13 protein-coding genes are annotated in these 15,356 nt (G+C 54.0%); 11 read left to right on the top strand and 2 right to left on the bottom strand.

Annotated features, from left to right (window positions below):
• The first annotated feature begins 47 nt into the window (after nt 1-47).
• The 5 genes from DD586_RS20355 to DD586_RS20335 all read left to right on the top strand — a co-directional run bounded on the left by DD586_RS20355 (nt 48) and on the right by DD586_RS20335 (nt 6,294).
• Nucleotides 48-1,700, top strand: a complete 1,653-nt coding sequence (locus tag DD586_RS20355) for a signal transduction protein (RefSeq protein WP_012886676.1) — start codon at nt 48-50, stop codon at nt 1,698-1,700.
• A 4-nt stretch (nt 1,701-1,704) separates the two neighbouring features.
• Nucleotides 1,705-2,664: a dihydrodipicolinate synthase family protein gene (locus tag DD586_RS20350; RefSeq protein WP_012886675.1), complete on the top strand. Its 960-nt coding sequence runs from the start codon at nt 1,705-1,707 to the stop codon at nt 2,662-2,664.
• 15 nt (nt 2,665-2,679) lie between these two features.
• On the top strand, nt 2,680-3,726 hold the full coding sequence (locus tag DD586_RS20345; RefSeq protein WP_012886674.1) for a sialidase family protein: 1,047 nt from the start codon (nt 2,680-2,682) through the stop codon (nt 3,724-3,726).
• 113 nt (nt 3,727-3,839) lie between these two features.
• A complete protein-coding gene (locus DD586_RS20340; RefSeq protein WP_012886673.1) occupies nt 3,840-5,189 on the top strand; it encodes an MFS transporter in 1,350 nt (449 codons plus the stop codon).
• Between the two features lie 100 nt (nt 5,190-5,289).
• Complete coding sequence (locus DD586_RS20335; protein ID WP_012886672.1) at nt 5,290-6,294, top strand: LacI family DNA-binding transcriptional regulator; 1,005 nt, start codon at nt 5,290-5,292, stop codon at nt 6,292-6,294.
• Here DD586_RS20335 and DD586_RS20330 read toward each other — a convergent pair.
• Nucleotides 6,288-6,662 carry a YceK/YidQ family lipoprotein gene (locus DD586_RS20330; protein WP_028085714.1) on the bottom strand — a complete coding sequence of 125 codons (375 nt, stop codon included), beginning with the start codon at nt 6,660-6,662 and terminating at the stop codon, nt 6,288-6,290. The genes DD586_RS20335 and DD586_RS20330 overlap by 7 nt on opposite strands.
• Nucleotides 6,663-6,986: 324 nt before the next feature.
• Between DD586_RS20330 and ibpA the strand changes: the two genes are divergently transcribed.
• From ibpA to dcuR, 6 genes are all read left to right on the top strand, one after another.
• Nucleotides 6,987-7,400, top strand: a complete 414-nt coding sequence (gene ibpA / locus DD586_RS20325; protein WP_012886670.1) for a small heat shock chaperone IbpA — start codon at nt 6,987-6,989, stop codon at nt 7,398-7,400.
• A gap of 157 nt (nt 7,401-7,557) precedes the next feature.
• Complete coding sequence (ibpB, locus tag DD586_RS20320; RefSeq protein ID WP_012886669.1) at nt 7,558-8,007, top strand: small heat shock chaperone IbpB; 450 nt, start codon at nt 7,558-7,560, stop codon at nt 8,005-8,007.
• Between the two features lie 439 nt (nt 8,008-8,446).
• Nucleotides 8,447-8,647, top strand: a complete 201-nt coding sequence (locus tag DD586_RS20315) for a hypothetical protein (RefSeq protein WP_041164685.1) — start codon at nt 8,447-8,449, stop codon at nt 8,645-8,647.
• Between the two features lie 70 nt (nt 8,648-8,717).
• Nucleotides 8,718-10,130 carry an anion permease gene (locus tag DD586_RS20310; protein ID WP_012886668.1) on the top strand — a complete coding sequence of 471 codons (1,413 nt, stop codon included), beginning with the start codon at nt 8,718-8,720 and terminating at the stop codon, nt 10,128-10,130.
• Nucleotides 10,131-10,280: 150 nt separating this feature from the next.
• Entirely contained in the window at nt 10,281-11,894 is a 1,614-nt protein-coding gene (locus tag DD586_RS20305) for a sensor histidine kinase (protein WP_012886667.1), read from the top strand.
• 12 nt (nt 11,895-11,906) lie between these two features.
• Nucleotides 11,907-12,629 carry a two-component system response regulator DcuR gene (dcuR, locus tag DD586_RS20300; protein ID WP_012886666.1) on the top strand — a complete coding sequence of 241 codons (723 nt, stop codon included), beginning with the start codon at nt 11,907-11,909 and terminating at the stop codon, nt 12,627-12,629.
• A 116-nt stretch (nt 12,630-12,745) separates the two neighbouring features.
• Here dcuR and DD586_RS20295 read toward each other — a convergent pair whose 3' ends face one another.
• Nucleotides 12,746-14,089, bottom strand: coding sequence for a 2-hydroxycarboxylate transporter family protein (locus tag DD586_RS20295; protein ID WP_012886665.1), 1,344 nt, complete (start codon nt 14,087-14,089; stop codon nt 12,746-12,748).
• Nucleotides 14,090-15,356: the final 1,267 nt, after the last annotated feature.

Below are 15,356 nucleotides of genomic sequence, written 5' to 3'. Positions count from 1 at the left end.
AGCCGAATTTTTCCGGCACCGTCCGGAGCCGACACCAGGAGTTACCCATGTTGACACTGAATCTTCCCGTTTCACCCCGCCCGCTTTCCGTGGGCGAACGTGAGGTTTTGCTGGTTACCAATGCGGACTTGCGTGAATCCGCTAACCTGACCTGCTGGCCGACCCAACAACAGTTTGAAAGCCGCCTGCAGAGCGCGCTGGAACATCTGGGGTACCGCATGACGCGCGCCCACGCAGTGGACACCGCGCGCGGGCATGGTTTTATCAGCTCTCAGCGGGAGGGCAGTGATGTCTTTGCCGCACTCGATCCGGAGGCGCCAGTGATTGTGCTGCTGACCGCCTGGCAGTATTCCCATCATATTGCGCCGTCGCTGGTACATCACCGTGGTCCGGTGCTGCTCCTGGCCAACTTTGACGGCACCTGGCCGGGGCTGGTGGGGATGTTGTGTATGGCGGGCTGTCTGACCAGCCTGGGGCGCAGTTATTCCCGCTTGTGGTCGGAAACCTTTGATGATGAGGCGTTCCATCAGGGGTTGGCGACCTGGCTGCGTGACGGCGCGGTAAGTCACAAGACCGGCTACCTGCGCCCGGTGGCTGCTTCTCACCCGGTGCTGGCGACCACTGCCGGACAGATTGGCCGCCAGGTCGGCGACTACATTTTGCGCCACAAGGCGATTATCGGGCTGTTCGATAGCTTCTGTATGGGGATGATCAACGGCGTATTCCCACAACAGGCGATGATCCAGACCGGTATGCCGATCGAATCGTTGTCCCAGTCGGCGTTGCTGGTGGAAATGGCGAAAGTGCCGCATAGCCTGCGGGAAAGCTGTCTGGCGTGGTATGAGCAGCGTGGTATGCGCTTTGAGTTCGGTGATGACGCCAGCCGCCAATTGACACGCGAACAGGTACTGGAGCAGTGCGCGATGATGATCGCGATGGCGCGCTTCGTGCAGCGCTTCGGGTTGTCGGCGGTTGGGGTGCAGTATCAGCAGGGTCTGAAAGACAGCTGCGCCGCGTCCGATTTCGCTGAAGGTGCTATCGGTAATGCGGAGCGTTTCCCGCTGCCGGATGAGCAGGGCGTACCGATTCGTCCTGATGTCGCTATCCCCTGCATCAATGAAGTGGACATGGGCAGCGCCATTCCGCAGGTCATGTTGTGGCACCTGCTGCACGGGCTGGGATTACCGGCAGAGACCACGCTGCACGATATTCGCTGGGGCAGTGAGTATCAGGGCGTTTTCTACTGGGATTTGGAAATTTCTGGCGCGGTGCCGTTCGCCCATCTTAAAGGCGGTATTGCGGGGGCTACCGGCTATCGTCAACCGCCGATGTTTTTCCCGTATGGCGGCTCCACCATTGCCGGTCAGGGTAAAGCGGGGCGTTTTGTCTGGGCGAGAGCGCACTACGAAGGAACGCAGGTTGTCATGCATATCGGTACCGGTACCGCGGTGGAACTGCCTGCGGACGAGTTCGAGCGCCGTCGCCGTGCGACCAACTATGAGTGGCCGCTGCTCAACGCGGTACTCGACGGTGTGACCCGTGATGACCTGATGGCGGGTCACCAGAGTAACCATTTGACGGTGGCGTATGTGGACGACGATAAACTCGCCGACGTACTGAAAGCCTTTGTTGCCCAGGCGCTGACGCAGCATATCCAGGTATGGGTAGCGGGCGACGCTCATTCACTGCTGGCGGAGTAACATCATGACCCACGACAATCCTTCAATCAGTGATCAAAACAAGTACACCGGCATCTGGCCGGTGATGCTCACCCCGTTCGATGCGCGTGGCGAAATCGACTACGCGTCGCTGGCACGGTTGGTGGAGTGGTATCTGCAGGCGGGTGTACACGGGCTGTTTGCCGCCTGCCAGTCCAGCGAGATGTTTTTCTTAAGCGACGCCGAAACCCGCGAGCTGGTGCGCTTTATTGTCGCGCAGGTGGATGGCCGGGTACCGGTCGTGGCGTCAGGCCACACCGCCAGCGCCTTCAGTCAGCAGGTGGATCAACTCAACGGCGTAGCGGAAACCGGCGTCGACGGTGTGATCCTCATCAGTAACCGGCTGGCGCTGGCCGGTGAGTCGGACGAACTGGCGTTGGCCCGGTTGCAGGCGCTGACGGCGCAACTGCCCGTGCAGGTGGATCTGGGGATTTACGAATGTCCTTATCCTTACAAGCGGTTGCTGTCTGACGAGACCGTCGCTTGGTGTGCGCGTAGCGAGCGCTACACCTTTATCAAGGACACCTGCTGCGATTTGCCCACCATTCGTCGGCGGTTGCAACTGGCGCAGGGTTCCCGCCTGCATCTGGCGAATGCCAATAGCCAGACGCTGCTGCCCTCGTTGCAGGCGGGGTGTCAGGCCTATAGCGGTGTGATGGCTAACTTCCATCCGCAGCTGTACGTGTGGCTGTTCGAGCACTGGCGGGAGCACCCGGAGGCGGCGGCGCATTTGGCGGACTACCTCGGTACGGCGGCGCTGGCGGAATTTCTCGATTATCCGGCCTGCGCCAAGTTCTATCAGCAACAATGTGGTACGTTCTCGACCCACGTTTGCCGGGTACGCAACAGCGCGGCTTACGGCGAGAGCTTTTTCCCACAGGCTATCGAGAGCATGCTCCGGCTGGGCAATACGCTGGTAGCCGCACTCCCGGTATCGCCACGCTAACGCAAGGACATCCTGATGAGGCTGACAACGACAACACGACAATATGTCCTGCCCGAGGGGCACGACTATTTTGGCAACTGCCACGCCTCAACCGTGGTGGCGTTGCCGGGTGGGCGGTTGCGGGTCGCCTGGTTTGCCGGTGAAAAAGAAGGCAGTGGCGATACCGCCATCTGGCTGGCGAGCCATGAGCAAGGGCGTTGGTCGCCGCCGGTTCGGGTGGCCTGGGAAGACGGACTGGCGCACTGGAACCCGGTGCTGCATTGGCAAGCGGGCACGTTGTGGTTGTTCTACAAGGTCGGGGCTGACGTACACCACTGGCAGACGCGGGTACAGCTGTCCACGGATGAAGGTGCGAGCTGGTCCGCACCTCGCCCGCTGGTGCCCGGCGACAGCGCACCGCGCGGGCCGGTGAAGAATAAACTGTTGGTGATGTCGAATGGCGAGTGGCTGGCTCCCGCGTCCGTCGAGGATGACCGCCACTGGGATGCGTTTGTCGATCTCAGCGCCGATCAGGGGCAGCGCTGGCAGACGGCGCCTATCCCGTTGGCCCACCGCTTACCCGGCGAACATGGTCGCGAGGCTTTGTGGTCAGGGCTGGAGCAGGCGGCGTTGTGGGAAAACGACCTGACGCGTGTATTCCAGTGGGACGGTGTGATCCAACCGTCGGCGTGGGAGTCGTCGCCAGGGCGGGTACACGTACTGATGCGCAGTACCCGTGGCGCGTTATACCGCAGCGATTCTGACGATTACGGCCGCCACTGGTGCGAGGCTTACGCTGTCGATTTGCCAAACAATAATAGCGGCGTCGATCTGGTGCATCTGGGCGCGGGCCGTCTGGTGCTGGTTTACAACCCGGTGACCGGCAACTGGCATCGCCGCTATCCGTTAGCCGTGGCCTGTTCTACGGACAATGGCGAACACTGGCAGGACGCTCTCTGTCTGGAACAGGAGCCCGGCGAGTTTTCTTATCCCGCCATTATTGCTGATGGCGACACGTTACATGTGACTTACACCTGGAATCGAAAAAATATCGTTTACTGCGCGCTGATATTCAGCGGGTAGTCGTTGTAGCACTCAAAAAAACCTGTACCCTACACCCCCCGCCAACCTCCGGGTTAGGCGGCGTCCGGATGGTTTTGCCTGAAGGGCGATAAAATCATAAAGCGAGGAACATCATGTCGATTTCCGTGGAATTATCCCAACACCAGGCGATGCACAATAAATCCAACATTCGCCGCGTGGTGATCTCCAGTTGGATTGGCAACACCATCGAGTTTTACGATTTCCTGCTCTACGGACTGGCGAGCGCACTGGTCTTTGGCAAACTGTTCTTTCCCAACGTCAGCCCGGTAACGGCGATGCTGGCGTCATTCGCCACCTTTGGCGTGGGGTTTATCGCCCGTCCGTTGGGCGGTATCTTTTTCGGCCACATGGGCGACACCCTGGGGCGTAAGCTGACGCTGCTGATTACCCTCGGTGGTATGGGGATGGCGACCTTTTTGATTGGCTGCCTGCCGACCTATCATCAGATCGGGGTCTGGGCACCGATTTTGCTGGTGGTGCTGCGTTTTGTGCAGGGTTTTCTGGTCGGTGGCGAATGGGGCGGTGCGATGCTGATGGTGGTGGAAACTGCGCCTGCCAATCGTCGCGGCCTGTTAGGCTCTATCCCGCAGACAGGCGGTTTTTCCGGTCAATTGCTGGCGACGGCAATATTCGCCATGGTGTCGACACTGCCGGAAGATCAACTGATGTCCTGGGGCTGGCGTGTGCCGTTCATGCTGAGTGTGGCGCTGGTGCTGGTGGGGCTGTACATGCGCCGCAAGGTGGATGAAACCCCGGTGTTCCAGCAAGTTCAGAAGCAGCAACAGCAGCAGGCGAATCAGCGTGATGCCGCACCGCGTCAGAGTCCGGTGGTGGAAGTGCTGCGTAATCAGTGGCGTAGTGTCTGTTTGATCATGGTGTTACGCTTCGCGGAAAGTGTGCCGTTCTTCCTGGCAACGGTATTCGCCGTGTCCTACGCCACGGTGCAGTTAGGTGTACCAAAGCAAACCATGCTCAACGTGATCATGGCGACCTGTGTGCTGGCGTTCCCGATGCACGCGCTGTTTGGCGCGCTGTCTGACCGGGTGGGCCGTCGTCCTATCTATATCTTTGGCGCGTTGTGCGCGGCGGCAATGGCATTCCCGTTCTTCTATCTGCTGGAAAGTGGTTCTTTTGGGCTGATGGTGCTGGGGTATGTGTTGCTGATCAACATCGCCCATAACTCCATTAACTCGGTGCAACCGGCGTTCTTTACCGAACTGTTTGGCCCGAAAGTGCGCTACAGCGGCGCGTCTATCGGTGCGCAACTGGGGGCGATTGTGGCCGGTGGTTTTACCCCGTTTATCGCCAAGGGGCTGACGGCGATAGATAACGAATCCTGGACGCTGGTGGCAACCTACGTCACGGTAGCAGCGCTGGTCGCGGCCTTCGCTGCCTGGAAAGCGCCGGAAACATCGCGTCGGGATATGACCAAAGACGTGTGATTTATTGATCGCGGCCAGGGTCGGCCGCGCTTTAGCTGCGTCGAGTTAGTTATTCCGTTACACTGGTTATCTTTCAGTTCTCATAGGGATATTCTGTTTCATGGCGAAAACAGTTGAACAGATTGCCAGTGCCTTGAAGTTGTCCGTGACCACGGTACGTCTGGTACTCAATGGAAAAGCGGAACAGTATCGAATCAGTGCCAAAACCCAGCAACGCATCCACCAGTATGTGACGGAGTACGGTTATACCGTTAATCACGTCGCCCGCAGCCTGAAGCTGAACAAAACTGAAACGCTGGGGCTCATCGTTCCCCGATTATCCAACCTGTTTTTCTCGACGCTGGCCGAAAAGCTTGAAACGCGCTGCCGTGAGGTGGGCTACCAACTGATGATCAGCTGTTCTTACAGTGACTCACAGTATGAAAACCGGCTGGTGGAGGCGCTGTTGCAGCGTAATGTCGACGGGCTGTTTGTGGTGCCCTCATCGCTACAGGCCGCGCAGCATCACGCGAAGGTGGTGAAAAAGCCACTGGTACTGCTGGACCGTGATTTTGGTATCGAACAGTTGCCGCTGGTAATGAGTGACAACCTGCAAGGCGGAGCGGCGCTGACACAAGCGATGCTGGCCGCCCAACCCGCCGCACCCTTGTTTTTCATGGCGGGTGACGTACAGCAACCGGCCATCCGCGATCGTCTGCGTGGCTATCACCAGTCGGTGCAGCAGGCGGGCCTGACTCCGGCCGTACTGGAAGCCAGCCATAACCGCCGTGAGGATGGCATGTTGATGATGGAGCAGTTTTTACGCCAGCACGATGCGCCGCCGCCCGCGTTTATCGCGTCATCATTGCCGGTGCTGGAGGGGATGCTCAGTGTGGTTCGTGAGCGCTATGGCTATATTCCGGCGCATATTAATATCGGCACCTTCGATGAACACGCCATGCTGGGGTTCTTGCCCAATACACTGTGGTCGATGCGTCAGAATGAAGATGCGTGGTCAGAACAGGCGTTTACCGCGATGCAGCAGGCATTAAGCGGTGAGGTGCAACCGCATAAAGCGGTGATCCCCATGACGCTTATCCATCGCCGTCAGGCCGGGCATCAATGACCGGTGTTATTCGCCGACGCTGGCATCACCACCAAAGGCGGTGGAGAAACCATCGGCTGGCGGCTCTCGTATTCCCCCAGACGGTCGCGCGCGGAGGTGCTGTGGGTATCGTCGTGGGTGCGATAGAAGTCATAGGGTAACAGTAGCGTATCCAGCATGGCGGAGAAGGGGACATCCAGCGCCACCATCGGCATCATCGCCCAACTGGTGTCCTCATCTTTCAGCGTGGTCATGCTGGCTTTGGTGCCGGAATAGTATCCCTGCTCGCCACCAGAGTGGGTCATCACGCTGGAGCAACCGCCGCACGTCGCCAGTATCCCGCCTGACAGCACGAACGACAATGAGGCATTTTTCAGAATGGTCATCATGTTACCTTGAGGTAAATCGTCCCGGTTACGTGGTTGACTGCACTTACATCGACCCGCCATCGACCTGCATGTGCTTACATGTTTTAGCAAAATGTGCTCGTTGTCTAGTGTATGTGATTACATGAGGGTCAGGTTAGAGAATAAGAAAAATTTCCCTCCTGGCGTGTTGAAAAGCAGAGACAAATCACCATATCTCAATCAGAGCCGCAGACATACGCCGACAGGGTATGGCGCTGTGTTCCTGATATACAGCGGCTGCGGCCAGGAGCCCGTCCGAATGGAGGGCCGTCGATATTGACCTCGCTGCCTGTCAGGAGAGAGTTTATGCGTAATCCCGATTTTTCCCCGCTGTATCGCTCTGCTATTGGTTTTGACCGTCTGTTTAATCTGCTGGAAGCTGGCCAGAGCCAGGGGAATGGTGGATACCCTCCCTATAACGTTGAGCTGGTTGACGAAAACCTGTATCGCATCGCCATTGCCGTGGCGGGGTTTGCTGAAAGCGAACTGGAGATCACCGCGCACGACAACATGCTGATTGTTAAAGGATCGCATAGTGGTGACGCCACCCCGCGCAATTACCTTTATCAAGGTATTGCCGAGCGCAATTTTGAGCGCAAATTCCAACTGGCCGAGCACATCCAGATTCGTGGTGCCAGCCTGGAGAATGGCTTGCTGTTTATTGAGTTACAGCGGGTGGTTCCAGAAACGCTCAAACCGCGTCGTATCGAAATCAAATAACCGTTATGGCCGCTGGCGTGCCACGTCGCGGCGTTATGTGGATGACCGGGCGTGAGCGCAAGCAGCCCGCATCCTGACATTTACTCGTCCGCCGAACGGGGACGATCCGGTCATCGGCCGGAAACCATTATCTCGCTTCACAGAAGGAGTTATGAGTATGCGTAATTACGATTTATCCCCCCTGCTGCGTCAGTGGATTGGCTTTGACAAGCTCGCCAGTTCTATGGGTAATCAGGACGCCGTGGAGTTCCCGCCGTACAATATCGAGAAAATCGACGATAACCATTACCGCATTACACTGGCGCTGGCCGGATTCCGCCAGTCTGAGCTGGATATTGAAGTGGAAGGCCAGCGTCTGACCGTGAAAGGCACGCCGACATTACCAGAGAAAAAAGTGCAGTATTTGCACCAAGGGCTGGTGTTCAAACCCTTCACGCTGAGTTTTACCCTGGCCGAACACCTGCATGTGTCACAGGCCCAGTTTCAGCACGGGTTGCTGCATATTGACTTGATCCGTGAGGTGCCGCAGGCATTGCAACCGCAGCGTATCGCTATTGGCCGACCGGTCCCCGCGCTCAATGAGAGTGTGCCTGACGATAAGGCTTAACATTCTGTTTCTTCTGTTACCGACCGCTCACGGTGTGTCCGTGAGCGGTTTTTTAACATTTCGCGTCACGCTTCCCGCGCCTTCCTTCAAGGCTGGGCGTGGTTCGCTTTACGGTAGCTGAATAGTTTTCTTTGTATAGAAGATAAACAGTGAATAACCCTTTAGAATTATTTTACTTCATGAGCGAAACAGGTGAAAAAAACCAATAAATAGTCACGGTGAAAAAGAAATACGGCGATAAATTACCATTAACATTATCGTTAATGTCATGTTCAATAATTGTTATTTTGTTCTTCAATAGTAAATATTTATTTGTTTTTGAAATGGTGTTTTTATTCTTAAAAGTAAATTATTAAACCTGTTTAGTAATTAAAATAACAATGGTTTATTCCGTTTTTAATAATACTATTTTCCTCGTTGATCACTTCACTTGATTTTGATGGGACGAGAAAAGCACCCTGTTCTTTATTGTTTTCTCGTCTTTTTTTTGCTGATGCTGTACCCGTTGTGTTTGTCAGGCCGCACCCGTCATGAACGTGGTGATGGCATGATGAAAAACCGCTATCTGCATTTATTTGCACTTTTTTATTTATCTGGATTGTCAGATGGCGAAATTAAGGGTGATGAAGAAATAAAATAACTCCTCCACTCATAACGCGGGGCCTCCGGTAAACGTGGCTGATTTCGTTTTAATCTTGAGTGGTGTTAGTATGTCTGCAAATAACAGCAGGTTAGTGAAGCTTTTTATTATCCTTGGTATAGCCATTATATTTTGGTTTATTCCCGTCCCTGAAGGTGTGAATCCCCCAGCGTGGCATCTGTTGGCAATATTTGTTGCTACCGTTGTCGGTTTGATCCTCTCTCCCTATCCACTTGGCGCTATTGCCATTTTTAGTATCACCGCCGTGTCGGCGCTCGGACTCCTGCCGGTCAAAGATGTGCTGGTTGGGTTTAGTGACCCGACTATCTGGATGATTGCCTGTGCATTTTTCATTTCGCGCAGCTTCATCAAGACGGGGTTCGGCCGTCGCATCGGCTTTCTGTTCATCAGTAAACTCGGTAACAGCAGCCTGGGGCTTGCGTACGGTCTGGTGTTCACCGACCTGCTATTTTCCCCGGCGATGCCGTCAACCTCTGCCCGTTGTGGCGGTATTATCACCCCGCTGTTTCGTTCGATTGCTGAAGCCTACGGTTCGACGCCAGAGCAGGGGACACAGCGTCGTATTGGTGCGTTTCTGGTACAGACCATTTTCCAGTGCAACACCATTACATCGGCGATGTTCATGACGTCAATGGCCGGTAACCCGCTTATCAGCAAACTGGCGACCCAGTTCGGTGTTCACCTGACCTGGACCGAATGGGCCACCGCCACGCTGGTGCCGGGGTTGCTGTCGTTAATCGTCATTCCGCTGGTGCTCTACCGTTTCTACCCGCCGGAACTGAAGAAAACGCCGGAAATGCGCGAGCTGGCTAAAGTCCGCCTGCAGGAAATGGGGCCAATGAGCCGCAACGAGTGGGTTGTGCTGTGTGTTTTCCTGGGACTGGTGGTGTTCTGGGTGCTGGGTGCGACGCTGAATATCGATGCGACCCTGACCGCGCTGGGCGGCTTGAGCGTGCTGTTGCTGACCCGAGCGTTAAGCTGGGAAGACGTCACCGGTGAGAAAGAAGCCTGGCATACCGTGGTGTGGTTCGCCGTCTTGATGATGCTGGCAACGCAGTTGAACAAGATGGGGTTGATAGCCTGGCTGGGCGGTATCGCCAGTCACGCGGTTATCGGCATGCACTGGCTGCCAATGCTGGGGCTGTTGTTGCTGGTGTACTACTACAGCCATTATTTCATGGCCAGCGCGGTTGCGCACATCAGCGCCATGTACGCCATTTTCGTGTCTATCGCTATTGCCGCCGGTGCGCCGCCGGTATTAACGGTGCTGGCGTTTGCTGCGTTCAGTAACCTGTTTATGGCGACCACGCATTATTCTGGCGGCCCGGCACCGATCATGTTCGGTTGTGGTTACCTGCCGTTGGGCACCTGGTGGAAAATTGGTTTCCTGGTTGGACTGGTGGTGATTCCTATCTGGTTGGGCATCGGCAGTCTGTGGTGGAAAGTGCTGGGTATGTGGTAACAAGCGTTAGGTATAGGGTAATCGGTTTTTGCCTGACAGTTTGACTCATCCGCCGCCTGTTAAGGGCGGCGGTTTTGTTATCAGCACGGGCAGAAAGGGCCTGAACAGGTTAAGATAACGGGATCGATGATGCGAATTCCGGAGCGAGAAATGAGTAAAAAAAAGACCCCGCTGAAATTGGGTACCTCGGTCATCCTGATGGTGTCGGCGGTGATCGGCTCCGTCTTGTTGGTGGTGTATGCGCTGCTGTTTTTTCGCATTACCGAACTCACTGAAACGCATCTCAAAGATAAAGCCTTTGCGATTGCCCGTACCGTCGCCAATTCGCCTATCGTGGTGGATGAGCTCAAAGGTATCGGTGACCCGGCGCTGGTGCAGCGCTTTTCCGAGAATGTGAAAAGCCGCAACCATTTGTTATTTGTGATTGTGACCGATATGGGCGGCATTCGTCATTCTCACCCGGAGCCGGAACAAATTGGTCGTCACTTTATCGGTGATGACCTCTATCCGGCGTTGCTGGGGCTGGAGAATACGGCGGTGAACCGTGGGGTACTCGACCCGGCGCTGCGTGTGTTTACGCCGGTGTTTGATGAAAATAACCACCAGCTTGGCGTCGTGGCCGTTGGGATTTCTCTGTCCAGCGTGCAGTCGGTCATCAACGAAAATCGCTGGATTATCCCCTGGACTATTCTGTTTGGTGCGCTGGTCGGTTTGCTGGGTACCTATTTCCTGGTGAAAACCCTTAAACGCATCATGCTGGGTTTCGAACCGTTCGAAATTTCCAACCTGTTCGAGCAACGTAACGCGATGCTCAAACAAATCAAGGAAGGGGTGATCGCTGTCGATACCGACCTGCGCGTCACTATCATCAATGACGAAGCCAAACGGCTCTTCAGCCAGCACGGCTCCGGCGAGACACTGGCTATCGGCAGTACCATTAGCCATTGGCCGGCGCTGATGAACCTGGAAAAGGTGCTGGCGTCTGGCGCGCCACGCCAGGATGAAGAAATTAATTTCAACGGCAATTTGCTGCTCATCAACACCGTACCGGTGGTGGTGAAGGGCGATATTATCGGTGCGATTGCGACCTTCCGCGATAAAACGGAAGTCAGCCAGTTGCTGCAACGTTTGACCGGGATGTCCTATTACGCTGACGCCCTGCGTGCCCAGTCGCATGAATTCATGAACAAGCTGCATGTGATTCTTGGCATGCTGCATCTGAAATATTACCCGCAGCTGGAAGAATATATTTTAAAAACCGCCAATAATTATCAGGCGGAAATCGGTTCGATTATTCGAAAAGTAAAATCACCGGTGATTGCCGGGTTCCTGTTGGGTAAAATCAACCGGGCGCGGGATCTGGGCGTCACGTTATCCATCAGCGAAGACAGCCTGTTGCCGGATACCGACGACTCTCAGGCCACCAATGAATTGATTACCGTGTTGGGCAATCTGATCGAAAATGCGATGGACGCGTTATCCGGTCTGGACAATCGAGAAATTACGGTGACATTTCATCATCAGGATGGGCAGCTACACTGCACGGTCAGCGATGATGGGCCGGGTATTGCGCTGGATATTCAGCAGCGCATTTATCAGGAAGGCTTTTCCACCAAAGGTTCCGGACGCGGTATTGGCTTGTATCTCACCCGACAGAGTCTTGAGAAAATCGGCGGGACTATCGATTTTGAATCCGAACCGGACGTTTACACCCAGTTTTTTGTGAATATCCCGTATCAAGCAAGGCAGTTTGACCATGATTAAGGCAATTTGACCATGATAAATGTACTGATCGTTGATGACGACGCCATGGTGGCGGAGTTGAATAAGTGTTATCTGAATCAGATTTCCGGGTTTAGCTGCTATGCGACGGTGCCGACGTTGCAGCAAGCGCGAAATCTGCTGATGCAGCCGGACTGCGAGATTGATCTGGTGCTGCTGGATATCTACATGCAGCAGGATAATGGTCTGGATTTGCTGCCCACCATCCGTGAATTTAGCGAACACACGGATGTCATCATTATTTCGTCGGCCAGCGATGTGTATACCATCAAAAAAGCGCTGCACTACGGCGTGGTGGATTACCTGATCAAACCGTTCCAGTTCGCGCGTTTCGAGCAGGCGCTGACGGCTTATCGGGAAGAGGCCAATCTGCTCAAGCACCGTGAGTTTGTGGCGCAGTCGGATATCGATAACCTGATCCGTCGCACCAGCGGCACGCCTGTGGTGGAACGCAAAAAATTACCGAAAGGGCTGACCAGCCTGACATTGCGTACCGTCTGTGAGTGGATTGAAGGCAACCAAGGGGCAGAATTCTCCACAGAGATGTTAGCCAATGCCATCGGCATTTCGCGCGTATCCTGCCGCAAGTATCTGATCTACCTGGCAGACACCGGTATTCTCGATACCAATATTCTCTACGGTTCCACCGGTCGGCCAGTTTATCTCTACCGGTTGTTGCCGGAAAAGCAGGACGCTCTGCGTCAGTACTGCGAATAACGTCCAATAACATCAAAACGACCAAGCCACGAATGACGTGGCTTTTTTGTTGGATGTATAAAACGAAAAAGGCCACGGAATCCGTGGCCTTGTCGTATGGCAATCAGTGGATTGGATTACACCAGCCAGCCCAACAGCAGGGTCGCTGCGATCACGGTAGAAGCACCGCCGATACGGGTAGCGATTTGCGCGAACGGCATCAGTGACATGCGGTTGGAGGCCGACAGGATTGCCACGTCGCCAGTACCGCCCAGGCCACTGTGGCAACTGGTCACGATGGAGGCTTCAACCGGATACATCTTCAGGTACGGTGCGATGAAGAAGCTGACCAGCGCCATTGAAAGCACCACCGAGCCACACACCACCACGTAACCGACGGAGAAGACCGCGACCACGCTTTCCAGCGGTACATACAGCATACCGAGGCCGATCATCAGCGGCCACACCAGTGAGCTGGACACGAATTTATAGAAGCTGTTGGCACCGGTTTCCATGCTGGAGGGGATAATACGGCCGTATTTGCACAATACCGCGATCAGGATCATCAGTACCGGACCGGGAATGTGCAGCACTTTTTCAAACAACCCACCCACGATGAAGAAGGTACAGATCAGCAGCAGGCCGCCGCCCATCAGGTGGAAATCCACCGTCTTCGGTGTGTCTTTTATGGCAAACAACGCGTTATCCGCCTCGTTGCGCACCAGGTTGCCGTTGCCATTCAGGTCACTGCGCAATACACCGATACGAGCCAGTACACCGGCGCAAATGATGGCGAAAATGTTGCCGACTACAGCGGCCGGGGCCAATTGGGCGACATACACATCCGGTGCGTGACCAAGGATAGCGGAGTAGGCCAGTGACAGCGGCAGGATGCCTTCACCGATACCGCCACCGATAATCGGCACGATGATGAAGAAGAAGGTGTGATAGAAGCTGTAGCCAAACAGTTTACCCACCAGCAAACCGGTAATGACGGCCGTGGCGGTACCCACCACCAGCGGAATGAACATGCGGATCATCCCCTGAATCAGGATAACGCGGTTCATACCCAGAATACTGCCGACAACCAGACTGGCGATAACGAAATAAAGGAAGTTGGCGTCTTTCATCAACAGCTTGACGGTATCCAACGTATTGGCGTTGAACAGATGAAAATACACCAGAACTGACGGCACCATCAGGCAGAGAATGGCCGGGCCGCCGATTTCTTTCAGAACGGGAATCCGCTGGCCGATATATGCCAACAGGAAGCCCATGGTCATAATCACAGCGAATCCGCCGATCATATTCTTAGGCAAATAGCTGGCATAAGAGGCAATAAAAACAACAGCGGAAATGACCAGGAAGAGAATAAAAGGGACTGATCCGATACGGGCTTTATTCAGGCTTTCCAGTAAGCCTGATGGTGCGGTGGTGGCGAGCGTGTTATCGCTCATGATTTCAGTTTCAATATTTTTCATTATATTCACCCTGTTGTAGCGGCATAGGACAGAGATAAGCAGCTTGCTCTGCAATACGTGGAAACTTAGTCAGGATGCAAAGCACGTAGTCACGTGCTGCACCATCAAAGACGGATGCGATGTTATTTTTATAGTAATATGGCAAGTAATCTAGCATGGAGAAATGTTAAAAATAATAGTTGTTCACTGCAAATATTAGGGAATTGTGAACCACACAGCAATTCATTTTTAAGTAGCTTAATTAGCCATTTTGTAATTAAAATTAGTTTGTGAATATCGTGGGTGGGATATTTATATGGAAGGGTTGATGCAGTGTTATATAAAGTTAACACGCGAATGACGGATGGAAAAATAATTTTTTAAAGTTATTTAAATAAAGTATTCGGCCCGCCTTTTCTCCAACGTCACGTGATATATTTGCCTGCCTTGTCACTGTGTTGCCTGCCGTTATGTAGATGGTGTGAAGCGAATCAGCACCTGGCCTTAATCCCTCCTCCTGACTCCCCAGTGTGGTAACAAACGGTATTCGACCTTGCTCACGGTATCTCATCGTTGGGGCATTCTACACTGCACGATGATCTACACTGTGTTATAGCGGGGCGGTGTTATGACGGGATTAAGTTATGCGGGCGAGCAGAGGCAGGGATGAGGTGGCGATCACCAGTCAGCTTCTGCGGCGCTCCGTGCCTTTGCCGCTGTGCTATAAAGTTTTTTTATAATGCGCAAATAGTTGGCTAACAATCGTCAGGGATGATAGGAATACATCACCATCGAGGGGTTTTGTCAGTATTTTCACCTGACTTTAACCTTTTTAACACGCTTTATTGTGCAGTAATTCACCATTCGAGAGGATTTTCCTATGAGTTATTGTGTGGTGATAATTATCGAATGATGGCCATGATGTGGTTTTCTCTGTTGAATTTTTGTTATTTTGTGGGTTTTATCACCAACTCAGTGGCAAATTGAGCTAACTTTATACCTTGATGATTCCGTGATTTCTGTTTGTAAATCCTAACAGGTTATATTGACGCGATTGTGATCTGTTGACACATTGTGGGCGTCACAAGGAGGAGAACAGCAGAGGACCAGGAATCATTACGGTTGAATCGACAGGGCTGGTGGGGTTTTCCTGCTTGTCCCGCACTGTTGTCTCTCCCTGTTTACTATTACATTGGTCTTTGGACGCGCTCCTCAGGCTGAAATAGAAGAAAAGTACAGACCACCGCGATAAAAATCATCGCGATAACCTAAGTTGCGATAACCCTGT

This window comes from Dickeya parazeae Ech586 (genome assembly GCF_000025065.1).
GTDB lineage: Bacteria > Pseudomonadota > Gammaproteobacteria > Enterobacterales > Enterobacteriaceae > Dickeya > Dickeya zeae.
This window is presented reverse-complemented; position numbering and strand designations above follow the sequence as displayed.

Excerpts from the sequence above, each read along its gene's own strand:
- DD586_RS20355 (WP_012886676.1), top strand. The coding sequence starts at position 48 with ATGTTGACACTGAATCTTCCCGTTTCACCCCGCCCGCTTTCCGTGGGC.
- DD586_RS20295 (WP_012886665.1), bottom strand. The coding sequence starts at position 14,089 with ATGAAAAATATTGAAACTGAAATCATGAGCGATAACACGCTCGCCACC.
- ibpB (WP_012886669.1), top strand. The coding sequence starts at position 7,558 with ATGCGTAATTACGATTTATCCCCCCTGCTGCGTCAGTGGATTGGCTTT.
- DD586_RS20335 (WP_012886672.1), top strand. The coding sequence starts at position 5,290 with ATGGCGAAAACAGTTGAACAGATTGCCAGTGCCTTGAAGTTGTCCGTG.
- dcuR (WP_012886666.1), top strand. The coding sequence starts at position 11,907 with ATGATAAATGTACTGATCGTTGATGACGACGCCATGGTGGCGGAGTTG.
- DD586_RS20340 (WP_012886673.1), top strand. The coding sequence starts at position 3,840 with ATGTCGATTTCCGTGGAATTATCCCAACACCAGGCGATGCACAATAAA.
- DD586_RS20305 (WP_012886667.1), top strand. The coding sequence starts at position 10,281 with ATGAGTAAAAAAAAGACCCCGCTGAAATTGGGTACCTCGGTCATCCTG.
- DD586_RS20330 (WP_028085714.1), bottom strand. The coding sequence starts at position 6,662 with ATGATGACCATTCTGAAAAATGCCTCATTGTCGTTCGTGCTGTCAGGC.
- DD586_RS20345 (WP_012886674.1), top strand. The coding sequence starts at position 2,680 with ATGAGGCTGACAACGACAACACGACAATATGTCCTGCCCGAGGGGCAC.
- DD586_RS20315 (WP_041164685.1), top strand. The coding sequence starts at position 8,447 with ATGGGACGAGAAAAGCACCCTGTTCTTTATTGTTTTCTCGTCTTTTTT.
- DD586_RS20310 (WP_012886668.1), top strand. The coding sequence starts at position 8,718 with ATGTCTGCAAATAACAGCAGGTTAGTGAAGCTTTTTATTATCCTTGGT.
- ibpA (WP_012886670.1), top strand. The coding sequence starts at position 6,987 with ATGCGTAATCCCGATTTTTCCCCGCTGTATCGCTCTGCTATTGGTTTT.
- DD586_RS20350 (WP_012886675.1), top strand. The coding sequence starts at position 1,705 with ATGACCCACGACAATCCTTCAATCAGTGATCAAAACAAGTACACCGGC.